Genomic DNA, 20,695 nt, shown 5'->3' on the forward strand with positions numbered 1-20,695 from the left:
GCGGGCCGCATGCTGGCTAACATGAGCGAAGGCACGGGCACGCCGGCGGTGAACTGGAGTGAGTTGGGCGTGAGCGAACTCCCTACCGGAACGGTGACGTTGCTGCTGGCCGACGTCGAGGGCTCCACGCGGCTCTGGGAGACCCAGCCCGAGCAGATGACGGCCGCGATCGCGCGGCTGGACCACACCCTGGCCCAGGTTCTCGCAGCCCGCGGCGGGGTGCGGCCCGTCGAGCAGGGTGAGGGCGACAGCTTCGTCGCGGCGTTCGCCCGGGCCAGCGACGCGGTCGCCTGCGCCGTGGAGCTGCAGCGCGCTCCGCTGGCACCGATCCGGCTCCGGATCGGTCTGCACAGCGGCGAGGTGCAGTTACGCGGCCAAACCAGCGAGGCAGGCAACTACATCGGGCCGACCATCAACCGCACCGCTCGCATCCGCGACCTGGCGCACGGCGGCCAAACCGTCCTCTCGGGAACCACCGAAGCCTTGGTCATCGACCGGCTGCCCGCCGGCGCCTGGCTCGTCGAGCTGGGCAGCTATCCCCTGCGCGGGCTGCCCCGTCCCGAGCGGGTGCTGCAGCTATGCCACCCGGATCTGCGCAATGACTTCCCGCCACTGCGGGCATCGACAGCCGTGGCGCCCACACATCTGCCCCCTGCGCTGACCAGCTTTATCGGCCGTGCCACCCAGATCGACGACGTGCGGGCACTGTTGACCGGCAATCGGCTGGTCACGTTGACCGGTTCGGGTGGCGCCGGAAAGACGCGGCTGGCGGTGCAGATCGCGGCCCTGCTGGCGGACCGATTCAGCGACGGCGTCTGGTACGTCGATCTGGCGCCGATCACCGACCCGGAGCTGGTGCCGATGGTCACCGCCCGCGCACTGGGCCTGCCGGACCAGCCGGACCGCTCCGCCATGGACACCCTCATCCGCTGGATCGGCGAACGACACCTGCTGATCGTCCTGGACAACTGCGAACACCTCCTCGACGCCTCCGCGGCACTGCTGCTCGGCCTACTCGGCGCCTGCCCACAACTGACGTTCTTGGCCACCAGCCGAGAACCGATCGCGGTGGACGGCGAGGTGGTCTGGCGAGTGCCGTCACTGTCACTGGCCGACGAGGCCATCGAGCTGTTCACTGACCGTGCCCGGCACGCCCGACCGGACTTCCATGTCACCAGCGACAATGCCGCCGCGATCGAAGAGATCTGCCGGCGGCTGGACGGAATGCCACTCGCGATAGAACTCGCCGCGGCGCGAGTGCGGGCACTGTCACTCACCGAGATCCTCGAGGGACTGCACGACCGGTTCCGACTGCTGACCGGCGGTTCGCGCCGGGCGGTACGCCGCCAGCAGACATTGCACGCCTCCGTCGACTGGTCGCACGCCCTGCTGACCGACCCCGAACGAGTGCTGTTTCGCCGCCTCGCCGCCTTCATGGACGGTTTCCACCTCGACGCCGCGCAGTTCGTGGCCGGGTGCGGTGACATCGCGAGCCATCAAGTACTCGATCAGCTCACGCTGCTGGTCGACAAATCGCTCGTGGTGGCCGAAAACACCACCGGCCGAACCCGATACCGGATGCTGGAGATGGTGCGCCAGTACGCCATGGAGAAGCTCGGCGAGTCCGGCGAAGCCGACACCATCCGCGCCCGTCACCGCGATCACTACACCGTGCTGGCGGCCGCCCTCGACCATCCCACCCAGGACGACCATCAGCAGATGCTGGCGACGGCGGACGCCGAAATCGACAATCTCCGTGCGGCTTTCGCGTGGAGTCAGGAGAACGGCGAGACAGAGCAGGCGTTGACCCTGGCGTCATCCCTTCTTCCGCTCTGGCTCGGCCGGGGCCGCATCGCCGAAGGTGTGACCTGGTTCGACGCGGCGTTGCGCGACAGTGCTGCGCACGGCAGCGAGGTCGCCCGCCCGATACGGGCGCGGGCACTGGCCGATCACGCACTTCTGAACGCGTGGGGCCTTGCCTTGAACAGCCTTGACCAGGCACAGGAAGCCGTCGCGATCGCCCGTGAACTCGAAGATCAGGCGCTGCTGGCCAGGGCATTGACAGCCTGCGTCAGCATCGCCGCCTACAACGCGGAGGTGGCGGCGCCCTACTTCACCGAAGCGATCGAACTGGCCCGCGCCCTGGATGACCGCTGGCGGCTGAGCCAGATCCTCGGCTGGCAGACCTACGCGGCAGCGGTAGCCGGCGACCTCAATACTGCCTACACGATCGGCGAAGAAGGCCGCGAGCTGGCCGATTCCATTGGCGACCAGTTCAACTCGCGGTACTGCCGCAACTGGCAGGGAATGGCAAGCTACATGCAGGGCGATCTGGTCGGCGAGATCGCGCGCTGTCACGAGATGGTCGCGGAGGCGAACGCCGCCGGGGACCTGCTCAACCGTTTCCTCGGCCTGCAGAACCTGGCCCTGGCGTCGGCGTTCCGGTGCGAGTTCGGCCAGGCCGACGAAGCACTGGAGGCGCTGGTCGAGACCGGCGCCGAACTCAGCGGTGTGCACGAAGGCGTCGCCCACATGGCAGTGGGGCTGGTGGCTTTGGCCAGGGGCGACGCGGCAGCCGCGGCAACGGCCCAGGAACGGATGTGGCACCACATCGGCGCCTACAACCAAGTCGCGGCCATCTTCCGCTGGTGCCGAGCCGAAACTGCGGTGGCGCACGGCGATCTCGCCGCCGCTGCACAATGGGCCGACGACGGCGTCGCCGCCACGACCGGATGGTACCGGCTCATGGGACTGGTACCCCGTGCGCGCATTGCGATTGCCCACGGCGAACCCGAGCGCGCCGAGCGTGACCTCTACGAAGCACTGGCGATCGCCGCCGAAATCAAAGCCCAAACCGGGGTTCCCGAGATCTTCGAGTGCCTGGCCGCCACGGCTTCTCGCGCGGACAGTCGCCACGAAGCCGCCCGCCTGTTCGGTGCCGCCGAAGGCATCCGGCAACGCACCGGCGCCGTCCGATTCGCAATCCACGACCCCGATTACCAGACCTGGCTGGCCGGCCTGCGAGAGTCGATGGACGACAACGACTTTGACTCCGCGTGGACCGAAGGCGCCGCCTTGTCCACCGCAGAGGCCATCGCCTACGCCCTACGCGGGCGCGGCGAACGCAAACGCCCGCCGAACGGCTGGGCCGCACTCACCCCGACCGAACTCGACGTCGCCCGACTGGTCAGCGAAGGCCTGCCGAACAAAGACATCGCCGCCCGGCTCTTCGTCTCCCCCCGCACCGTGCAGACGCACCTGACCCACGTCTACACCAAGCTCGGGCTGGCCTCCCGCGTGCAGCTCGCGCAGGAAGTCGCCCGCCGGGCGTAACGCCTCAGATCAGGCCGAGCCCGGTGACGGCCTCGCGCTCCTCGGCCAGCTCAGCGGTCGAGGCATCGATCCGGCCGCGGGAGAAGTCGTCGATCTCCAGCCCCTGCACGATGCTCCAGTCGCCGCCGGAGGTGGTGACCGGGAACGAGGAGATCAGACCTTCCGGCACACCGTAGGAGCCGTCCGAGACCACCGCCATCGACACCCAGTCGCCGGCGGGGCTGCCCAGCAGCCAGTCCCGGGCGGCGTCGACGGTGGCCGACGCGGCCGAGGCGGCCGACGAGGCCCCCCGCGCGTCGATGATCGCCGCGCCACGCTTAGCGACGGTGGGGATGAAGTCGTTCTCGATCCAGGCCTGGTCGCCCACGACCTCGGCGGCGTTGCGCCCGCCAACCTCGGCGTGGAACACGTCCGGGTACTGGCTCGCGGAGTGGTTGCCCCAGATCGTCATTTTCTTGACGTCGGTGACCTTGGCGCCGGTCTTGGCGGCCAGCTGCGAGATCGCCCGGTTGTGGTCCAGACGGGTCAGCGCGGAGAACCGCTCCTTGGGGATGTCGGGGGCGTTGGTCATCGCGATCAGCGCGTTGGTGTTGGCCGGGTTGCCGGTCACACCCACCCGGATGTCGGAGGCCGCGACCGCGTTGAGCGCCTTGCCCTGCGCGGTGAAGATCGCACCGTTGGCCTCGAGCAGGTCGCTGCGCTCCATGCCCGGTCCGCGGGGGCGAGCACCGACCAGCAGTGCCAGGTTGGCACCGTCGAAGATCTTGTTCGCGTCCGAGCCGATCTGCACGCCCGACAGCAGCGGGAACGCGCAGTCGTCGAGCTCCATGACCACGCCTTCGAGCGCCTTGAGCGCGGGCTCGATCTCCAGCAGACGCAGTTCGATCGGCCGGTCGGGGCCCAACAGCGAGCCGCTGGCCAGGCGGAACAGCAGGCTGTAGCCGATCTGACCGGCGGCGCCGGTGACGGCGACCTTGAGTGGGGTTGTGCTCACGTCAAGTGCTCCTCGAACGGTTCGGCGTGTCTGGCTTTGGTCCGGGTCGAAACTAGCGCACCGGCGTCGTCGCGGAAACTCCGGACCCCGGGGTGAATCGCGCTCACCGTGCACGTTGAGGCCGGACGCGTAGCATTTGACCGGCACTTGCGCCGGGAGGGAGGGCCGCCGTGACGGCGTTGCGAGACCCCGCACCCCGGGTACTGGTCGACTGCGGCGTTTACGCCGATGGTGACCGCGTCGCCGGCGAGTTCACCCCCGCCGGCGCGATGGCCAAAGTGCGCGAACTGGAATCCCTGGGCCAGGACGCGTTCGTCTGGGTCGGCCTACACGAGCCCGACGAGCGCCAGATGCAGGGCGTGGCCGCCACCTTCGGTCTGCACGAACTGTCCGTCGAAGACGCCGTGCACGCGCACCAGCGTCCCAAGCTGGAGCGCTACGACGAGACCCTGTTCTTGGTGCTCAAGACCGTCAACTACGTTCCGCACGAGTCGGTGGTGCTGGCCCGTCAGATCGTCGAAACGGGCGAGATCATGATCTTCGTCGGCAAGAACTTCGTGGTCACCGTCCGGCACGGCGAACACAGCGGCCTCTCCGACGTCCGCAAGCGGATGGACGCCGACCCCGAACACCTGCGGCTGGGGCCCTACGCCGTGATGCACGCCATCGCCGACTACGTCGTGGACCGCTACGTCGAGGTGACCAACCTCATGGAAAGCGACATCGACGCCATCGAGGAAGTGGCGTTCGCGCCCGGCACCCGCACCGACGTCGAACCGATCTACCAGATCAAACGTGAAGTCGTCGAACTGCGGCGCGCAGTCGCACCGCTGTCCCTGCCGTTCCAGCGGATGCAGACCGACTACAAGGACCTGATCTCCAAGGAGGTCCGGCGTTACCTGCGTGACGTCGCCGACCACCAGACCCGCGCCGCCGAGCAGATCGCCAGCTACGACGAGATGCTCAGCTCGCTGGTGCAGGCCGCACTCGCGCGGGTGGGGATGCAGCAGAACACCGACATGCGCAAGATGTCGGCCTGGGCCGGCATTATCGCCGTGCCCACCATGATCGCCGGAATTTACGGAATGAACTTCGACCGTATGCCGGTGCTGCACTGGGCGTTCGGCTATCCGGTGGTGCTGGTGGCCATGATCGCCATCTGCACCGTGCTCTACCGTGCGTTCCGCCGCAATGGGTGGCTCTGAGCGCCCCCCACCCCCGCGAACAGACACAAACTCGCGCTATCGAGGCTGTTTCAGGGCAATTTTGCGTCTGCTCGCCGAGAAAACTAGCGGGGCTGGGACGCGGAGCGGGCCGGGTCGAAGACGTCTACTCCGTCGGCCCGCCAGGCCTCGCGCATCGCCTCGGCGCCCTTGAGCCGCACCCACGCTGCCTCGGTCGCGGTGATCGGGGTGGCCGACAAGAACCGCACCGGCTCACGCGGCGCGGCCAACGGCAACTCGGCGATGTCGCTGTCGCCCAGCAAGACCGCGGTGAACGGCACCGGACCCGACGGCCCGGTCCACAGCTGACCCCCGAGGTCGATCAACGCATCGGGCGCCAGCACCACCCCTTCGACCACCGGCGCGGCCGCCACCGCGGCAAGGCTGCGGGCCAGTCCGGTATCAGAACCCGACGAACGCAGGCTCACCACGATTTCGGCCCGGGGACCGTGCACCGGATCGGCGAGGAGCTGACCGGGGTCACCCATCGGGTGACGCGAGCAACCGGCCGAGACGTAATGCACCATCCGGTCGGGTCCGGGCCCGAACCGCAACACCTCGATGGGCTCGACACCCAGAAACGTCACCCTCGCGGTGTCGGGCTCGGCAGCGACGCCCGCGAAGTGCCGACGGACATGCTCGCGCACCCGGTCCAGATCCTCACTCACCAGCGGGTCACCGCCCAGCCGGTGCGACGCTGAGGTTCACCCCGGTCTTGGCGTCGAACACGACCACCTGGTCGGGGTCCAGCGCCAGCTCGATCGGCTGCCCACCGGCCGCCTTCGACGCGGCGGGAACCCTGGCCACCAGATCGTTTTCGGCTGGCGCGTCGCCGGATTCGTTCGGGGTGAAGTACAGGTACTTGTCGGCGCCCAGCGATTCGACCAGGTCGACGCGGGCGGCGAATGTCACCGCGCGGCCACGCCGTGCCTCGTCGAGCAGCGCGGCGTCACCCAGATGCTCCGGGCGTACCCCGATGACCACCTCGCCGCCGGCCGGTGCGGGATGCCTGCCGATCGAGGCGCGAGTCGCCGCATCGAGCGGTACCTCACCGATGGACAGGCGTGCGCCGGTCGCGGTCAGCGTGCCCGGGAAGAAGTTCATCGCCGGAGAGCCGACGAAACCGGCGACGAACAGGTTGGCGGGGCGCTCGTAGAGCTCGTCGGGCGTGCCGACCTGCTGGGCGATCCCACCGTGCATCACCACCACCCGATCCCCGAGCGTCATCGCCTCGGTCTGGTCGTGCGTGACATAGACGGTGGTGGTGCCCAGCCTGCGTTGCAGTCGGGCGATCTCACTGCGCATCTGCACCCGCAGTTTGGCATCGAGGTTCGACAGCGGCTCGTCCATCAGAAATGCCTTGGGATGCCGCACGATAGCCCGGCCCATCGCGACCCGTTGACGTTGGCCGCCGGAGAGCTGCGACGGCTTGCGATCCAACAGATCGGTCAGGTCGAGAATCTTGGCGACCTCCGCTACCTTCTCGGCGATCTGCGGCTTCTTCATCTTGGCCAGGGTCAGCGGAAACGCGATGTTGCCCCGCACCGTCATGTGCGGGTAGAGCGCGTAGGACTGGAACACCATCGCGATGTCGCGGTCCTTAGGTGCGCGTTCGTTGACCCGTTCGCCCCCGATGCGCAACTCCCCCGACGAGATCTCCTCCAGGCCGGCGATCATGTTCAGCGTGGTGGATTTTCCGCAGCCCGAGGGCCCCACCAGAATGATGAACTCACCGTCGGCGATGCTCAGCGACAGATCTTTCACCGCCACGGCGCCATCGGGGTAGCTCTTGCTGATGTGGAGGAGTTCGATCTCTGCCATCGGGCTATCCCTTCACCGCGCCGGAGGTCAGTCCCGCCACGATCCGTCGTTGGAAGATTAGAACAAAGACGATGATCGGCACGGTGATCACCATTGCGCCCGCCGCGATCGATCCGGTCGGCTCCTCGAATTGCGAACTGCCGGTGAAGTTGGCGATCGCGACCGGCGCGGTGACCGAGGCCTTGGTCGCCGTGAGCGACAACGCCAGCAGCAGGTCGTTCCAGGCGAAGATGAACACCAGGATCGCGGCGGTGACGATGCCCGGCGCCGCCAGCGGCGCAATCACCTTGCGGAACGCCTGACCCGGGGTGGCGCCGTCCATTTTGGCGGCCTTCTCCAGGTCCCACGGGATCTCTTGGAAGAACGCCGAGAGGGTGTAGATCGCCAGCGGCAGCGCGAAGGTGATGTAGGGAATGATCAACCCCAACCAGGTGTCGAACAGCCCGGTGGCCCGCTCGATGTTGAAAATCGGTGTCACCAGCGATATCTGGGGAAACATCGCGATCAGCAGGGCCGCCCCGACCAGCAGCCGCTTGCCGGGGAAATCCAGGCGGGCCACCGCGTAGGCGGCCATTGCTCCGATCACCACCGCGATCACCGTGGTGATCAGGCCGATGCCCACCGAGTTGATCAGTGCCGAGCCGAAGACGTCACCGGCGAAGATCCCGCGGTAGTTGTCCAGAGTCACCGTGGACGGAATCAATCTGCCGTCCTTGACCGTTGATGTCGGCTTGAGTGACAGCGACAGGATCCACAGCACCGGGACCAGTGCGTAGACCACCACGGCCAGGTCGATGATCAGCCAGGCGGTGCGACGACGCAGATCGGTCATTTCTGGCTCGATCCCGGTGCCGCGGCGCCGAACACTTTGACGAACACCCAGGCGATCAGCGCCACGCAGATGAAGATCAACACCGAGATCGCCGACCCCAAGCCCACGTTGAATCCCTTGAACAGGTTGTCGTAGCCCAGGATCGATACCGAGCCGGTGCTGTTGGAGCCGTTGGTGAGCACGTAGATGTTGTCGAAGATGCGAAACGCGTCGAGCGTGCGGAACAGCAACGCCACCAGGATCGCCGGTTTCATCATCGGCAGAATGATGGTGACCAGTCGCCGCCAGGCGCCGGCGCCATCCATCTGAGCGGCCTTGAGCAGTTCGTCGGGCACCAGCGCCAGCCCGGCCAGCAACAGCAGCGCCATGAACGGCGTCGTCTTCCACACCTCGGCCAGCACCACGATCCCCAGCGACGGCAGTTGGTGGGTCAGCGGCGCACTGCCGGTCGGCAACAGATTGGCCAGGTAGCCGGTCCCGGGCGTCCAGGCGTAGTACCAGCTGTAGGCGGCCGCGACAGTGACGATGCCGTAGGGCACCAGCACCGCCGTGCGCACCATGCCCTTGGCGAACATGCTGCGGTGCATCACCAGTGCCAGTGCCAGGCCGAAGACGAATTCGAAGACCACCGAGACCGCGGTGATGCCCAGCGTCACCGCGAACGCGGTCCACCAATAGGAGTCGGTCAGGGTGGTCTGGTAGTTGGCCAGGCCGACGAACGCGGTGTCCTCCGGAGTGGCCAGGTTGTAACGCAGCAGGCTCAGCCAGATCGCGTAACCGATCGGATAAGCGGTCACGGCCAGCATCAGGATCACCGCCGGCGCCACGAGCGCCACCGCCAGCCGCCGCTGCGAGCGGACGTCGGCTTGGGCGGTCACGGGATCAGTCCCTTACCGTCGATGGCCTTTTGCACCTGCAGGGTGAGCTCATCGGCGGTGCGCTCCGGGTCGATGGCGTTGATCGGCGCCAGCGTGGCCGATATCCGGGTCGACACCGCCTGATAAACCGGTGTCACCGGTCGCACCGCGGCGTCGGTGAGCTGCTGACGAATCACGTTGTGCTGCGGGTATTTCTCCTGGAACTGCGGGTCGGCGTATACCGAGGCGCGCACCGCGGGCAGTCCACCCTCGATCGCGAGATACTTCTGGTTTGCGGCGTTTCGTAGACAGCGCACCGCTTCGAACGCTTCGGCACGATGCCGGGTGGTCTTGGCCACCGCCAGGTTCAAGCCACCCAAGGTCACCTTGGCCGGATGGCCCGGCAACACCGCCGGATACGGCGCATACCCGAGCACGTTGCGGCTGGCCTCGTAGGCAATGCGGTACTGCTCGTCGCTGGGCGCAAAAGCGCCGACGCCGTCGATACTGCCGTCCAGATCCGAACGTCCTTGCAGTGGAAGGAACCCCACCCCACCCTTGACGGCGTTCTCCAGTATGGACGGCAGCACGAAGGGCCAGTTGACCTCCAGCGCCGCCTTGCCCTGCTCGAATGCCAGCCGGGCGGTGCCCTCATCGGTCTGGGTGATCGACGGGTCGGCGCCCGGAGCGGTCGCCACCGCCTTCATGACCCGCAGCGCGGCGACGGTGGCGGCCCGGTGCTCAGCGGTGTCGGTGAGGGTGACCGTCTTGCCGTCGTCGCCGAGGACCCGTCCCCGGGCGCTTTCCAGCAGCGTGTTGAACCACACCACCAAACCCTCGTATTGCTTGGCCTGCACCGCGATCCAGCTGGGCTGGCCCGCGCTGCGCAAACGGGCCGCCTCGGCGATCATCTGATCCCAGGTGGACGGCGCCGACTTCATCAAATCCGGCCGGTACCAGAGCAATTGGGTGTTGGTGACGAGCGGTGCGGCATAGAGCCGATCGCGCCACCGGCCGGTCGCGAGCGGGCCCGGCAGCGTGTCGTCGACCGCGTCGGCCTCGGCTTTGCCGGCCGGGTCCTCAGCCAGCGGCAACGCCCAGCCGGCCTCGGCGAACTCGGCGGTCCACACCACATCCAGACCCATCACGTCCAAGGTGCGGTCGTTGCCGGTCAGTCGGCGGGCCAGTTGCAGGCGCTGGTCGTCCGCGGCGCGCGGCAGACTGAACTGCTGCACCCGGTACCGGCCACCGGCCGCTTCGGTGCAGCGCGCCGCGATCACCCGAAACGTCGCGGTGTCGTTGGCCGGGGTATAGACGCTGATCACCGGGACATTGACGGACGGACCGGACGAGCCGCAGGCCGATCCCGCCGACGCAACGGTCAGTGCGGTCAGCGCAGCCGCGCCCAGCCGCCGTACGCGACCGCGCCGACTCGCCACGCCACCCGCCTCCCGTTGCCGTTTCGTGCCACGACGGTAAGGCCGCCTGAGGGCGCTACGCAACAACGCAGAGTCAGAGCGTCAACTTCGCCAACAGATCCCGGCCCTGCTCGGCGCTCTGCGGGTCGCACAGCACGTCGTAGCGGCCCGCGACCAATTGCATCGTGGAGCTGAAATCCCTTGTACCGCGGGCCATCGCGTAAGGGACCGATGAGGTGATCAGGCCGAAGAACACCCCGGCGATCAGGCCGGTCACCAGTGCCTGAGTCGGGTTGGCGCTGAAAATGCCCAGCACCAGGCCGATGAACAGGCCCAGCCAGGCTCCGGTCAGCACGCCACCGCCCAGCACTTTGGGCCAGGTGAGCCGGCCGGTGACCCGCTCGACCTGCATCAGGTCGACGCCGACGATCGTCACCTGGTGCACCGGGAACTGCTGGTCGGACAGGTAGTCCACCGCGCGCTGCGCCTCGGCGTAGGTGGGGTAGGAACCGATCGGCCAGCCTTTCGGCGGGGTCGGCAGCCGGCCCACATCACGGCGCCCCGGCGCACCTGCAGCGCCGAGTGGGTCGGGAGTCGGTCCGGGCTGGAAGGGGCTGGTCATGGGATTTCTCTCTCCTCGCTCCGGGACGTGGCTGTCGGACGACAGGCCGGTCGCGGCGCATCGGCTAGGTTGAACAGCATGACAGCTCACGGCGGGGATTCTGGCGAGAATCCACGAGGCAATGCCGACCAGCCCTGGGCGGACCCGGGTGCGCCCAGGCCTGACCAGGGCAGCTGGCCCTACCCGCCGAGCTTCGAGGGCTACCCGCCGGGGCCCGGCTATCCCCCGCCGGGTTTCCCGCCGCCGCCCCCGGGTGCGGGCGGTTACCCGCCGCCCCCGCCGCCCGGCAACTATCTGCCGCCCGGCGGTTATCTGCCGCCCACCCCTCCCGCCCCGGGCGAGTACCCAGGACTGGGCGCCCCGCCCGGATACCCTCCCGCGGGCTACGGCAATCCCCCCGGTTACCCGCCGTCGGGGTACGGCTCGCCGTATCCGGGCAGCTATTTCAATCCGGGGCAGGCGCAGAAGACCAACGTCCTGGCAGTGAGCGCCCTGGTGGTGTCGCTGCTCGGCCTGGTGTTCTGGCCGCTGGGGGTGGCCGGTGTCATCCTCGGGGTCGTCGCATTGAGCCAGATCAAGTCCACCGGTGAGGCCGGCCACGGCATGGCAGTGGCCGGAACCGCGATAGGCGGTGTCGCCGTGACGCTCTCGTTCATTCTCGCGATGATCGCGCTGCACTGAGCCTGGGCAACTTCGGCGCCCAGTGCCAATTTGACGACGTGACATAGGCGTGTCGCGTCGTCAAATTGGCACTCGCGGGCAGCGCTGGCGCTAAGCCTGCGCGGGCGGCGTGAACGGCGGTGCCTCACGGCGCATTCCGGCCGCGCGGCCTTTGCCCGCCACCACCAAAGCCATCTTGCGACTGGCCTCGTCGAGCATCTCGTCACCGAGCATCACCGCACCGCGGGCTCCGCCGGCGTGCGAGGTGTGCCACGCATAGGCCTCCAGGATCAGCTCGGCGTGGTCGTACTCGGACTGACGCGGGCTGAAGATCTCGTTGCCCGCCGCGATCTGGTCGGGGTGCAACACCCATTTGCCGTCGTAACCGAGCGCGGCCGAGCGGCCCGCCACGCGCCGGAACGCCTCAACGTCACGAACCCTCAGATACGGCCCGTCGACCGCGGCAACCCCGTGGGCGCGCGCCGCCACCAGGATCGTCATCAAGACGTGGTGGTAGGCGTCGCCCTCGGTATAGCCCTCGGGCTGCTCGCCGACCTCCAGGGTGCGGGTGTTGAGGCTCGCCATCAGATCGGCCGGTCCCAGCACCAGCGCCTGCACCCGGGGCGCCGCGGCGATCGCGTTGATGTTCATCAGGCCGCGAGCGTCCTCGATCTGGGCGTCGATACCGATCTGTCCGACCGGCAGCCCGTGGATGGTCTCCAGCTGGGTGAGCAACAGATCGAGAGCCTGCACATGCGAGACGTCAGACACCTTCGGCAGCACGACCACATCGAGTCGGGTACCGGCGGCGCCGACCGCCGAGACCACCTCGATCAGGTCGGCATGGGTCCACGGTGTGGTCCAGTCGTTGACCCGCACCCCGAGCAGCGGGGCCGTCCAGTCCCGCGCGGTCAGCGCTTGGGCGACCAGGGCCCGGGCCTGCTCTTTTGCCGCTGGAGCGACAGCGTCCTCCAAATCGAGAAAGACTTCGTCCGCGGACAGGCCCTTGGCCTTGTCGATCATCTTCTGGCTGCTGCCAGGTACCGACAGGCAAGTACGGCGGGGGCGATACACGTTGGTCACCTAAATACTCCTACCCTTTCAACCATGGCGTCGAGCAACAGGGTTTACGCAGCGCGACTTGCGAGGATGCTCGTGCTGGGACCGTTCGGCGAATCCGTCGGTCGGGTCCGCGACGTGGTGGTCAGTCTCAGCATCGTGCGGCAGCAGCCGCGTGTCCTGGGACTGGTGGTCGAACTGCCGACCCGCAGACGCATCTTTGTGCCGATTCTGCGGGTCGCGTCGATCGAGCCCAACGCGGTCACGCTGAACACCGGAACGGTGTCCCTACGCAAGTTCAATCAGCGGCCCGGTGAGGCACTCGTGCTCGGTCAGGTCCTGGACACCAAGGTCCGGGTCACCGACCCGGAGCTGCCCGAGCTGGCCGGCGTCGATGTGGCGATTACCGACTTGGCCATCGAACAGAGCCGCACCCGCGATTGGCTGGTGACCCGGATCGCGGTGCGGCACTCCCGGCGGTTGGGCCGGCGCGCCGCCGTACACATCGTGAACTGGCACGACGTGCAGGGCCTGACCCCGTCGGCGCTGGCGATGCCGGGGCAGGGCGTGGCGCAACTGCTGCAGCAATTCGAAGGCTGGCGGCCGATCGAGGTCGCCGACGCCATCCGCGAGCTGCCGCCCAAGCGCCGCTATGAGGTCATCAACGCGCTGGATAACGCCCGGCTGGCCGACATCCTGCAGGAGCTACCCGAGGAACGGCAGGCCGTAGTGCTGGGCCAGCTGGGCGCCGACCGGGCCGCCGACGTGCTCGAAGAGATGGACCCCGACGATGCCGCGGACCTGCTGGGCGTGATGAACCCGACCGAGGCCGAAGCCCTGCTCGCGCGGATGGACCCCGACGACTCCGATCCGGTCCGCCGACTGCTGGAGCATTCCCCCGACACCGCGGGCGGGTTGATGACCTCCAACCCGGTGGTGCTGACCGCCGACACCTCGGTCGCCGAGGCGCTGGCCCGGGTGCGCGACCCCGACCTGACCCCGGCGCTGTCGTCGCTGGTGTTCGTGACCCGAGCCCCCACCGCCACCCCAACCGGGCGCTACCTAGGCTCCGTCCCGCTACAGCAGCTGCTGCGGGTGCCGCCGGCCGAACTCATCGGCGGGTTCGTCGACTCCGACCTGCCGGCATTGAACCCCGAGGTGTCGCTGGCGGAGATGACTCGCTATTTCGCCGCCTACAACCTGGTCTGCGGGCCGGTGCTCGACGAACAGAATCACCTGCTGGGCGCGGTGACGGTCGACGACGTGCTGGACCACCTGCTGCCCGATGATTGGCGTGAAACGCCCGAGCCGGACCTGGGGCCGAAACTCGCCGGGAGGCCGTCGTGACCGACCGCTCAACATCTCAGCGGCTCTCCACGCCCCGCACCTCACGGCTCCCCAGCCTGAATATGGATCCCGACGCGCTGGGCCGGTTCACCGAATCGGTGGCGCGGTTCTTCGGCACCGGGCGCTACCTGGCCATTCAGACCGTGCTGGTGGTGGGATGGATCTTGCTGAACGTCTACGCGGTCAGCCTGAAGTGGGACCCCTACCCGTTCATCCTGCTCAACCTGGCCTTTTCCACCCAGGCCGCCTACGCCGCTCCGCTGATCCTGCTGGCCCAGAACCGGCAGGAGAACCGTGACCGGGTCAGCTTGGACGAGGACCGCCGCCGCGCCGCCCAGACCAAGGCCGACACCGAGTACCTGGCTCGGGAACTGGCGTCCCTGCGCCTGGCCGTCGGCGAAGTCGCCACTCGCGACTACCTGCACCATGAGCTCGAGCGGGTCCGGGAACTGCTGGAGTCCCTGCGGCCCGAGCCCGACTCGACCGCCTCGGAATCCCCCCACCGGCCATCCTGACCGGCGACGCAGTCCAGATAACGGTCATCAGCAGGACATGTGTTGGGTATGGTGACCTAGTTCACGAAGCCCGAGCGGTTTCACGAGACTTTTTCGAGGCGGACAAGGGGCAGTCGAGTGCCAACAGGGGGCGCACCGCAACGCGTGTCCCGCGCTGCCAGGGTGCGGCGGGCGGCCCGTTCGGCCCTGCGACCTGCCTTCGGCCTGGCGTTCATCACCCCGCTGGTATTCGCCGGCGCGGTGGGCGCCACGCCCCGCTCGCCGTCGACCTCGCTGCCGCTGCGCAACGCTGCGATCACCCCGCTGGCGGCGTCGGTGCACACGTCCGGCCGCTATTCGGGCCCCTCCGTGGTCGCGGTACCTCGCTCGCAGCCGAATCTGCATGTGGCCGCGGGTGCCCCCGCGGCGCCACCGGCCGCCGTCGTCTATGCACCGGGCACCTTGGGGATCCCCAAGACGGCGCTGGCGGCCTACCAAAACGCCGAGCGGCAGATGGCGGTCGCCGACCCCGAATGTGGGATCAGCTGGAACCTGCTGGCCGGGATCGGACGTATCGAGTCCGGGCACGCCAACGGCGGGGCCACCGACGCGCGTGGCAACGTGCTGCAGCCGATCTACGGGCCGGCGCTGGACGGCACCCTGCCAGGAAACGAAGTCATCGTGGCCAGCAGCGCCCCAGGCCGGGTGGTCTACGCCCGCGCACTGGGCCCCATGCAGTTCCTGCCCGGAACCTGGTCGCGGTATGCCGCCGACGGCGACGGCGACGGTCGCGCGGACCCGCAGAACGTCTACGACGCGACGCTGGCGGCAGCGCGGTACCTGTGCAGCGGTGGGATGAACCTGCGCGAACAGTCGCAGGTCCTGACAGCGATCCTGCGCTACAACAACTCGATGGCTTACGCGGAGAACGTGATGGGTTGGGCGGCGGCCTACGCCACCGGGGTGGCTCCCGTCGATCTGCCGCCGATCGTGGGCCCGGCACCGCCGATCGCGGACCTGCATCTGGAGCACCTGGAACAGCCGGAAGGGCTCGGGCCCGAATCACTCAGCCTGCACGGGATGTCGCGGCTCGACCACCCGGCCGAATCATCGCTGATCGACCTGGGTCAGCCGAGCTTGGAATCCCAGCTGGCGAACCTGCCGTGGCTGCCCCCCTGGATGATCTCGCCCGAGCAGCAGCAACAACAACAGCTGCCGCGCCCGTCGGCGGCCTGCCGGATGATCTGTCTGGAGCCCCAAGCGGTGCCGGCCGCACCAGCACCGCCCAACGGCGTCCCGCCGGCCCCCTTCGGCCCCCCGGAGGCACCGCAGGTCCCGCCGGCGCCGATGCCGGCCTACGCCGTCGCACCGGCCCCCCTGGACGTACCGGGCGGCCCGCCGCCACCGGCGCCGGCGGGTGCACCGCAAGATGGGCCGCAGGCCGTCCCGCCGGCCTGACGTATCTCAGCGGCAAAGGCCCTGCCGTACTGCCTTAGACTCGGTTGCGATGTCCGAGAATCACGATGACACTGCAGCCCTGCACGACGCCATCTATGCAGCGTTGGGCACCGTGCTGGACCCGGACATTCGGCGTCCGATCACCGATCTGGGCATGGTCAAAAGCATCGAGATCGCGGACGACCGCAGCGTCCACGTCACGATCTACCTGACGATCGCCGGCTGTCCGATGAAAGCCGAAATCACCAACAACGTGACCACGGCGATCAACGACGTGCCCGGCACCGGACCCGTCAAGGTCAGCCTGGACGTGTTCAGCGATGAGCAGCGCGCTGAGCTGCGCAAACAGCTGCGCGGCGACGCCAAGGAGCCGGTCATCCCGTTCGCCCAGCCGGGCTCGCTGACCAAGGTGTACGCGATCGCCTCCGGCAAGGGCGGGGTCGGCAAATCGAGTGTGACGGTCAACCTCGCGGTCGCGCTGGCCGAACGCGGCCTGTCCGTCGGGGTGCTCGACGCGGACATCTACGGCCACTCGGTGCCGCGGATGATGGGCGTCACCGCCCTGCCCACCCAGGTCGACTCGATGATCATGCCGCCGATCGGATACGGCGTGAAGGTGATCTCGATCGCGATGTTCACCCAGGGCAACACGCCGGTGGTGTGGCGGGGGCCGATGCTGCACCGGGCGTTGCAGCAGTTCCTCGCCGACGTCTACTGGGGCGACCTGGACGTGCTGTTGCTGGATCTGCCCCCGGGCACCGGCGACATCGCGATCTCGGTGGCCCAGCTGGTGCCGTCGGCCGAGATCCTGGTGGTGACCACGCCGCAGCAGGCGGCCGCGGAGGTGGCCGAGCGGGCTGGGGCGATCGCCCTGCAGACCCGCCAGCAAGTCGTCGGGGTGGTGGAGAACATGGCCGGTCTGGCCATGCCCGACGGGTCCACCATGCACCTGTTCGGCGAAGGCGGCGGCGAGCGGGTGGCCGAACGGCTGACCCGGGCGATGGGCCGGGATGTGCCGCTGCTCGGCCAGGTGCCGATCGACAGCGAGATGGTGACCGGCGGCGACTCCGGATCCCCGGTGGTGCTCTCGCCGGACTCGGCGGCGGGCAAGGAGCTGCGTCGGATCGCCGATCAGCTGGCCACCCGCCGACGCGGACTGGTGGGGATGTCGCTGGGTCTGGACACCGGGGGCTCGCGGCGCTGAGCCTGTGGCGGCGACCCGCAGCGCCCGACTCCGCCGCGCTCGCGATCGCCGCAGGCCGGGGCTAGGTGGCGTCGGTGTCGAAGGGAGCCGGTCCGCCCGGCTCGGGTACCACGGCCGGTATCGGCGGCATCGGACGAGGCTCTGCGGCCAGCGAACCGACCGCGGTGAACAGCGAATCGTCGCCGTCGAGCAGATGGCGGGTCAGCGCGGCGCGCGGGGTCATGCCACGCAACTTCTGCAATTCGCTCAGCGGAACCCGTAGGTCATCGAACTCTGGACCGATCTCGTCGCGCAGCTGGTCGGTGGCGTTGGTGACGTAGTCGCGGGCCTGGCGCAGCGCGCCAGCGGTCCACCGGATGGCTCCCGGCAACCGCTCCGGGCCCAGGATCACCAGTCCGAGCACCACCAGGACGAGCATCTCGCCCCAGCCGACATTCGCGAACATCGAGGCGGACTCTAACTGTCGGGGGTGGGAGTCACCGTCAGCGTCACGTGCCGCCCGTCCCGAACCACCTCGACGGGCGCTTCCTTGCCGATGGTCAGGTTGCGGACCGCCACGACGAACTCGTTGGCGTCGGCGACGCTGCGGTCACCGATCTTGACCACCACGTCGTTCTCGAGCATGCCGCCCTTCTCCGCGGGGCTGCCCACCTTGACGTTGGCGATCTGCGCGCCGGACGCGATGGCGTTGCTGACCGAGCGAGCGCTCACTCCCAGCGTGGGGTGCACGATCTTGCCGTCCTTGATCAGCGCCTCGGCCACGGTCTTCATCTCGTTGACCGGGATCGCGAATCCCAGGCCGCTGGCACTGTCGGACAACGACTTTCCAGCGGTGTTGATCCCGACCAGTTGCGCATCCATGTCGATCAGCGCACCGCCGGAGTTGCCGTGGTTGATCGAGGCGTCGGTCTGCACCGCGTCAATGACGGTGTCGGTGTCGGAGTCGTCGCCGGACAGCGGCACCGGACGGTGCACGGCGCTGATGATGCCGTGGGTCACGGTGCTGCGCAGGCCCAACGGAGCGCCGGCCGCGATCACCTCGTCACCGACCCGGATCTTGTCGGAGTCCCCGAGGCGGGCCACCGACAAGTTGTCGACGTTGTCGACCTTGAGCACGGCCAGGTCGGTCTTCGGGTCGCGGCCGACCAGGTTGGCCAACACCTCTTTGCCGTCGTTGAACACCACGGTCGTCTTGAACTTGCTGGGGTTGTTGGCGGCTTCGGAGATGACGTGGTTGTTGGTGACGATGTAGCCCTTGCCGTCGATGACGACACCCGAGCCCTGCATGCCCTGGTCGTCGCTGACGGACTCGATGGTCACCACGGAGTTGGCGATGGCCTCGGCGACCTTGGCGAACCGACCGGCCGGCTCCTCGGCATTGCCCTTGGTCGACAGCGTCACCTTCGATGTCGTGAAGGCCTCGACGACCTGTGCGGTGGTGCGTCCGACCCAGCCGCCGACCATGCCGATCGCCAGCGCGATCGCGGCGAGCGTGGCCAGCGCACGGTAGGAGATCCGGTCGCCGAACAGCACGTCGCGCACGCCGAGGCGGCCACCCAACTCGCCGGCCGCCCGCGGTACGGGCGGAACCACGGCCGGCGAGCCGAGCGCGGCACCGGCAGCGGGGTCACGCCACGGGTCACCGGTGTCTTCCAGCCCGTCCGGTTTGCCGTTGCGGCCCAGCGCGCCGGCGTCGGCGGGATGGCGCTGCAACGAGGGGCCGGTGCCGTACGGCCGGCTGAAGGCCTCCTTGAGCACCGGGTCCGGCGGCAGGTCACGCGGGATGAACTCGCCCTGCTCGCGGTACTTCTTGGGCCGTACGTCGGCGGGGGTGAAAGAGCCAGGCACTCCGTCGGGCCGACCGAAGGCCTTTTTGGACGCATTGTCCACCGGGGGCCGGTAGACGGGTCGCGGAGCCAAGCGGTTACCGCCGGCGTTCTCGTTGTTGGAGCTCACCTATTCCTCTTCCGGGTCCAGCCCTGGGGCGCTTCCAGGCTCCGCGAGCACAGCATCACCGGGCGCTGACGCCGCTGGAGATCCACCTTACCGACGTTTGCGGCGTTCTTGAGGTTTGCCGTCGTCGAACCGGGCAGGCATCGGCCTGGTGGGCTCGTCAGGCGCACAATCGGCCGGGGAATCGGGGATCTGGGCCAGCAGGCCGAGCAGCGCGGAGGGGATCCGGATCGGATGCGAATCGCGCAGGGCCGAGCGTGCCCGGCCCTGGTATTCCACTTCGGCCGCGCAATCGGGACACAGCGACAGGTGGTGGGCCGCGCGCAGGTGAGCGTTCATCCGCAGCTCGCCGTCGACGTAGGCCGTGATCGCCTCGCTGCAGAGATGTTCGGTGGACCCGAACTGCCGCGGGGCACCGACCGGCGCGTCACTTTGCGAGGCGAACTGAGCGGGCAGCCAGGAGAACGCGCGACGGAAGACACCTCCGCGGTCCGTCACACCGGACTCCTCTCCGCATCCCTTACCCACATCAGCACTCGATCGGGCCGAATAATGGCCCAATAAGAATGTAGCGCGATACCGCGCACAGACGTGGAAACCGACGGCCGAGCCGGGGCTCAGCCGGCCGCGACACCGCCGAAGGCCGAACCATCCCGCTGGGCGGTTCGCGCGGCCAGGTAATCCCGCAGGGCCTGCCTGCCCCGGTGAATGCGGCTGCGCACGGTGCCCAGCTTCACACCGAGGGTCGCCCCGACCTCCTCGTAGGACAGACCTTCGATGTCGCACAGCACGACCGCGGCCCGGAACTCCGGCGCCAGCGAGTCCAGCGCCGCCTGCAGGTCCGGGTCCAGCCGCGCGTCGTGGTAGATCTGCTCGGGGTCCGGCTCGTCGGCAGGCACCCGGTCGTAATCCTCCGGCAGCGCCTCCATACGGACCCGGCCGCGCCTGCGCACCATGTCCAGGAACAGATTGGTGGTGATGCGGTGCAGCCAGCCCTCGAAGGTTCCGGGCTGGTAGTTGTGCACCGACCGGAACACCCGGATGAAGGTCTCCTGGGTGAGATCCTCTGCGTCCTGCTGGTTTCCGGAGAGCCGGTAAGCCAACCGGTAGACCCGGTCGGCGTGCTGGCGCACCAGTTCGTCCCAGGACGGCATGGCCGCCACATCTCCGGTGGCGTCGAACACCGCAGTGCCCTGCGGCTCCTCGGACGGTTCAATCCACTCGGTTTCGGAGTAACGCTCCGAGTGGGTGGTCGGGTGCGACATAGCGACCGGGGGCAGCAAAGTGGGTATGGCTGTTATGGCTGCGTCCTCTAGCTCAGGTCTGCCGTCAGGCGACGGCAGCGCACTATCGCGGTCAACGCGCAACGGGCCCCTCGTATTCCGAGCGTCTCGAGGCCGGTTCATACCTCGTTCCATGC

The 20,695-nt window shown here is 68.4% G+C and carries 18 protein-coding genes and 1 pseudogene; 7 read left to right on the forward strand and 12 right to left on the reverse strand.

Translation table 11 applies throughout. The features are described 5' to 3' along the window. Positions 1-9 precede the first annotated feature (9 nt). On the forward strand, positions 10-3,333 hold the full coding sequence (locus tag NM962_14205) for a LuxR family transcriptional regulator (protein ID UVO11145.1): 3,324 nt from the start codon (positions 10-12) through the stop codon (positions 3,331-3,333). Positions 3,334-3,337: 4 nt separating this feature from the next. Here the strand turns inward: NM962_14205 and NM962_14210 are convergent, their stop codons facing one another. Beyond that, complete coding sequence (locus NM962_14210; protein ID UVO11146.1) at positions 3,338-4,327, reverse strand: malate dehydrogenase; 990 nt, start codon at positions 4,325-4,327, stop codon at positions 3,338-3,340. 197 nt (positions 4,328-4,524) lie between these two features. Here NM962_14210 and corA point away from each other — a divergent pair. Continuing rightward, a pseudogene (corA, locus tag NM962_14215) lies at positions 4,525-5,532 on the forward strand (magnesium/cobalt transporter CorA). 83 nt (positions 5,533-5,615) lie between these two features. Here the strand turns inward: corA and NM962_14220 are convergent. The 6 genes from NM962_14220 to NM962_14245 all read right to left on the reverse strand — a co-directional run bounded on the left by NM962_14220 (position 5,616) and on the right by NM962_14245 (position 11,100). After that, positions 5,616-6,218, reverse strand: a complete 603-nt coding sequence (locus tag NM962_14220) for a suppressor of fused domain protein (protein UVO11147.1) — start codon at positions 6,216-6,218, stop codon at positions 5,616-5,618. Between the two features lie 7 nt (positions 6,219-6,225). Further along, complete coding sequence (gene ugpC, locus NM962_14225) at positions 6,226-7,371, reverse strand: sn-glycerol-3-phosphate ABC transporter ATP-binding protein UgpC (protein ID UVO11148.1); 1,146 nt, start codon at positions 7,369-7,371, stop codon at positions 6,226-6,228. Positions 7,372-7,375: 4 nt separating this feature from the next. Beyond that, on the reverse strand, positions 7,376-8,203 hold the full coding sequence (locus NM962_14230) for a carbohydrate ABC transporter permease (GenBank protein UVO11149.1): 828 nt from the start codon (positions 8,201-8,203) through the stop codon (positions 7,376-7,378). Further along, positions 8,200-9,081 (reverse strand): sugar ABC transporter permease, encoded by an 882-nt coding sequence (locus NM962_14235; GenBank protein ID UVO11150.1) that lies wholly within the window; start codon positions 9,079-9,081, stop codon positions 8,200-8,202. The genes NM962_14230 and NM962_14235 overlap by 4 nt, the downstream gene beginning before the upstream one ends. Continuing rightward, entirely contained in the window at positions 9,078-10,499 is a 1,422-nt protein-coding gene (locus NM962_14240; protein ID UVO11151.1) for an extracellular solute-binding protein, read from the reverse strand. The genes NM962_14235 and NM962_14240 overlap by 4 nt, the downstream gene beginning before the upstream one ends. A 73-nt stretch (positions 10,500-10,572) precedes the next feature. Continuing rightward, positions 10,573-11,100 (reverse strand): magnesium transporter, encoded by a 528-nt coding sequence (locus NM962_14245; GenBank protein ID UVO11152.1) that lies wholly within the window; start codon positions 11,098-11,100, stop codon positions 10,573-10,575. Positions 11,101-11,634: 534 nt separating this feature from the next. Between NM962_14245 and NM962_14250 the strand changes: the two genes are divergently transcribed. Continuing rightward, positions 11,635-11,781, forward strand: a complete 147-nt coding sequence (locus NM962_14250) for a DUF4190 domain-containing protein (protein UVO14737.1) — start codon at positions 11,635-11,637, stop codon at positions 11,779-11,781. Positions 11,782-11,871: 90 nt separating this feature from the next. Here NM962_14250 and NM962_14255 read toward each other — a convergent pair whose 3' ends face one another. After that, a complete protein-coding gene (locus NM962_14255) occupies positions 11,872-12,843 on the reverse strand; it encodes a CoA ester lyase (GenBank protein UVO11153.1) in 972 nt (323 codons plus the stop codon). Between the two features lie 24 nt (positions 12,844-12,867). Here NM962_14255 and NM962_14260 point away from each other — a divergent pair, with 24 nt between their 5' ends. From NM962_14260 to NM962_14275, 4 genes are all read left to right on the forward strand, one after another. Next, a complete protein-coding gene (locus NM962_14260; protein ID UVO11154.1) occupies positions 12,868-14,166 on the forward strand; it encodes a CBS domain-containing protein in 1,299 nt (432 codons plus the stop codon). Continuing rightward, positions 14,163-14,681: a DUF1003 domain-containing protein gene (locus tag NM962_14265; protein ID UVO11155.1), complete on the forward strand. Its 519-nt coding sequence runs from the start codon at positions 14,163-14,165 to the stop codon at positions 14,679-14,681. The genes NM962_14260 and NM962_14265 overlap by 4 nt, the downstream gene beginning before the upstream one ends. Before the next feature lie 162 nt (positions 14,682-14,843). Further along, positions 14,844-16,118, forward strand: a complete 1,275-nt coding sequence (locus NM962_14270) for a lytic murein transglycosylase (protein ID UVO14738.1) — start codon at positions 14,844-14,846, stop codon at positions 16,116-16,118. A 49-nt stretch (positions 16,119-16,167) separates the two neighbouring features. Then, complete coding sequence (locus tag NM962_14275) at positions 16,168-17,322, forward strand: Mrp/NBP35 family ATP-binding protein (protein ID UVO11156.1); 1,155 nt, start codon at positions 16,168-16,170, stop codon at positions 17,320-17,322. A 61-nt stretch (positions 17,323-17,383) separates the two neighbouring features. On the opposite strand, the gene tatB is transcribed toward NM962_14275, so the two are convergent. The 4 genes from tatB to sigE form a co-directional block, all read right to left on the reverse strand. After that, the gene (gene tatB, locus NM962_14280; GenBank protein ID UVO11157.1) at positions 17,384-17,767 is read right to left on the reverse strand and encodes a Sec-independent protein translocase protein TatB; all 384 of its coding nucleotides are present in this window, start codon (positions 17,765-17,767) and stop codon (positions 17,384-17,386) included. 11 nt (positions 17,768-17,778) lie between these two features. Further along, the gene (locus tag NM962_14285) at positions 17,779-19,278 is read right to left on the reverse strand and encodes a trypsin-like peptidase domain-containing protein (protein ID UVO11158.1); all 1,500 of its coding nucleotides are present in this window, start codon (positions 19,276-19,278) and stop codon (positions 17,779-17,781) included. Between the two features lie 87 nt (positions 19,279-19,365). After that, on the reverse strand, positions 19,366-19,773 hold the full coding sequence (locus tag NM962_14290; protein ID UVO11159.1) for an RNA polymerase subunit sigma-70: 408 nt from the start codon (positions 19,771-19,773) through the stop codon (positions 19,366-19,368). A 119-nt stretch (positions 19,774-19,892) separates the two neighbouring features. Then, positions 19,893-20,642 carry an RNA polymerase sigma factor SigE gene (gene sigE, locus NM962_14295; GenBank protein ID UVO11160.1) on the reverse strand — a complete coding sequence of 250 codons (750 nt, stop codon included), beginning with the start codon at positions 20,640-20,642 and terminating at the stop codon, positions 19,893-19,895. Positions 20,643-20,695 lie beyond the last annotated feature (53 nt).

This window comes from Mycobacterium sp. SVM_VP21 (assembly GCA_024758765.1).
Classification (GTDB): domain Bacteria; phylum Actinomycetota; class Actinomycetes; order Mycobacteriales; family Mycobacteriaceae; genus Mycobacterium; species Mycobacterium heraklionense_C.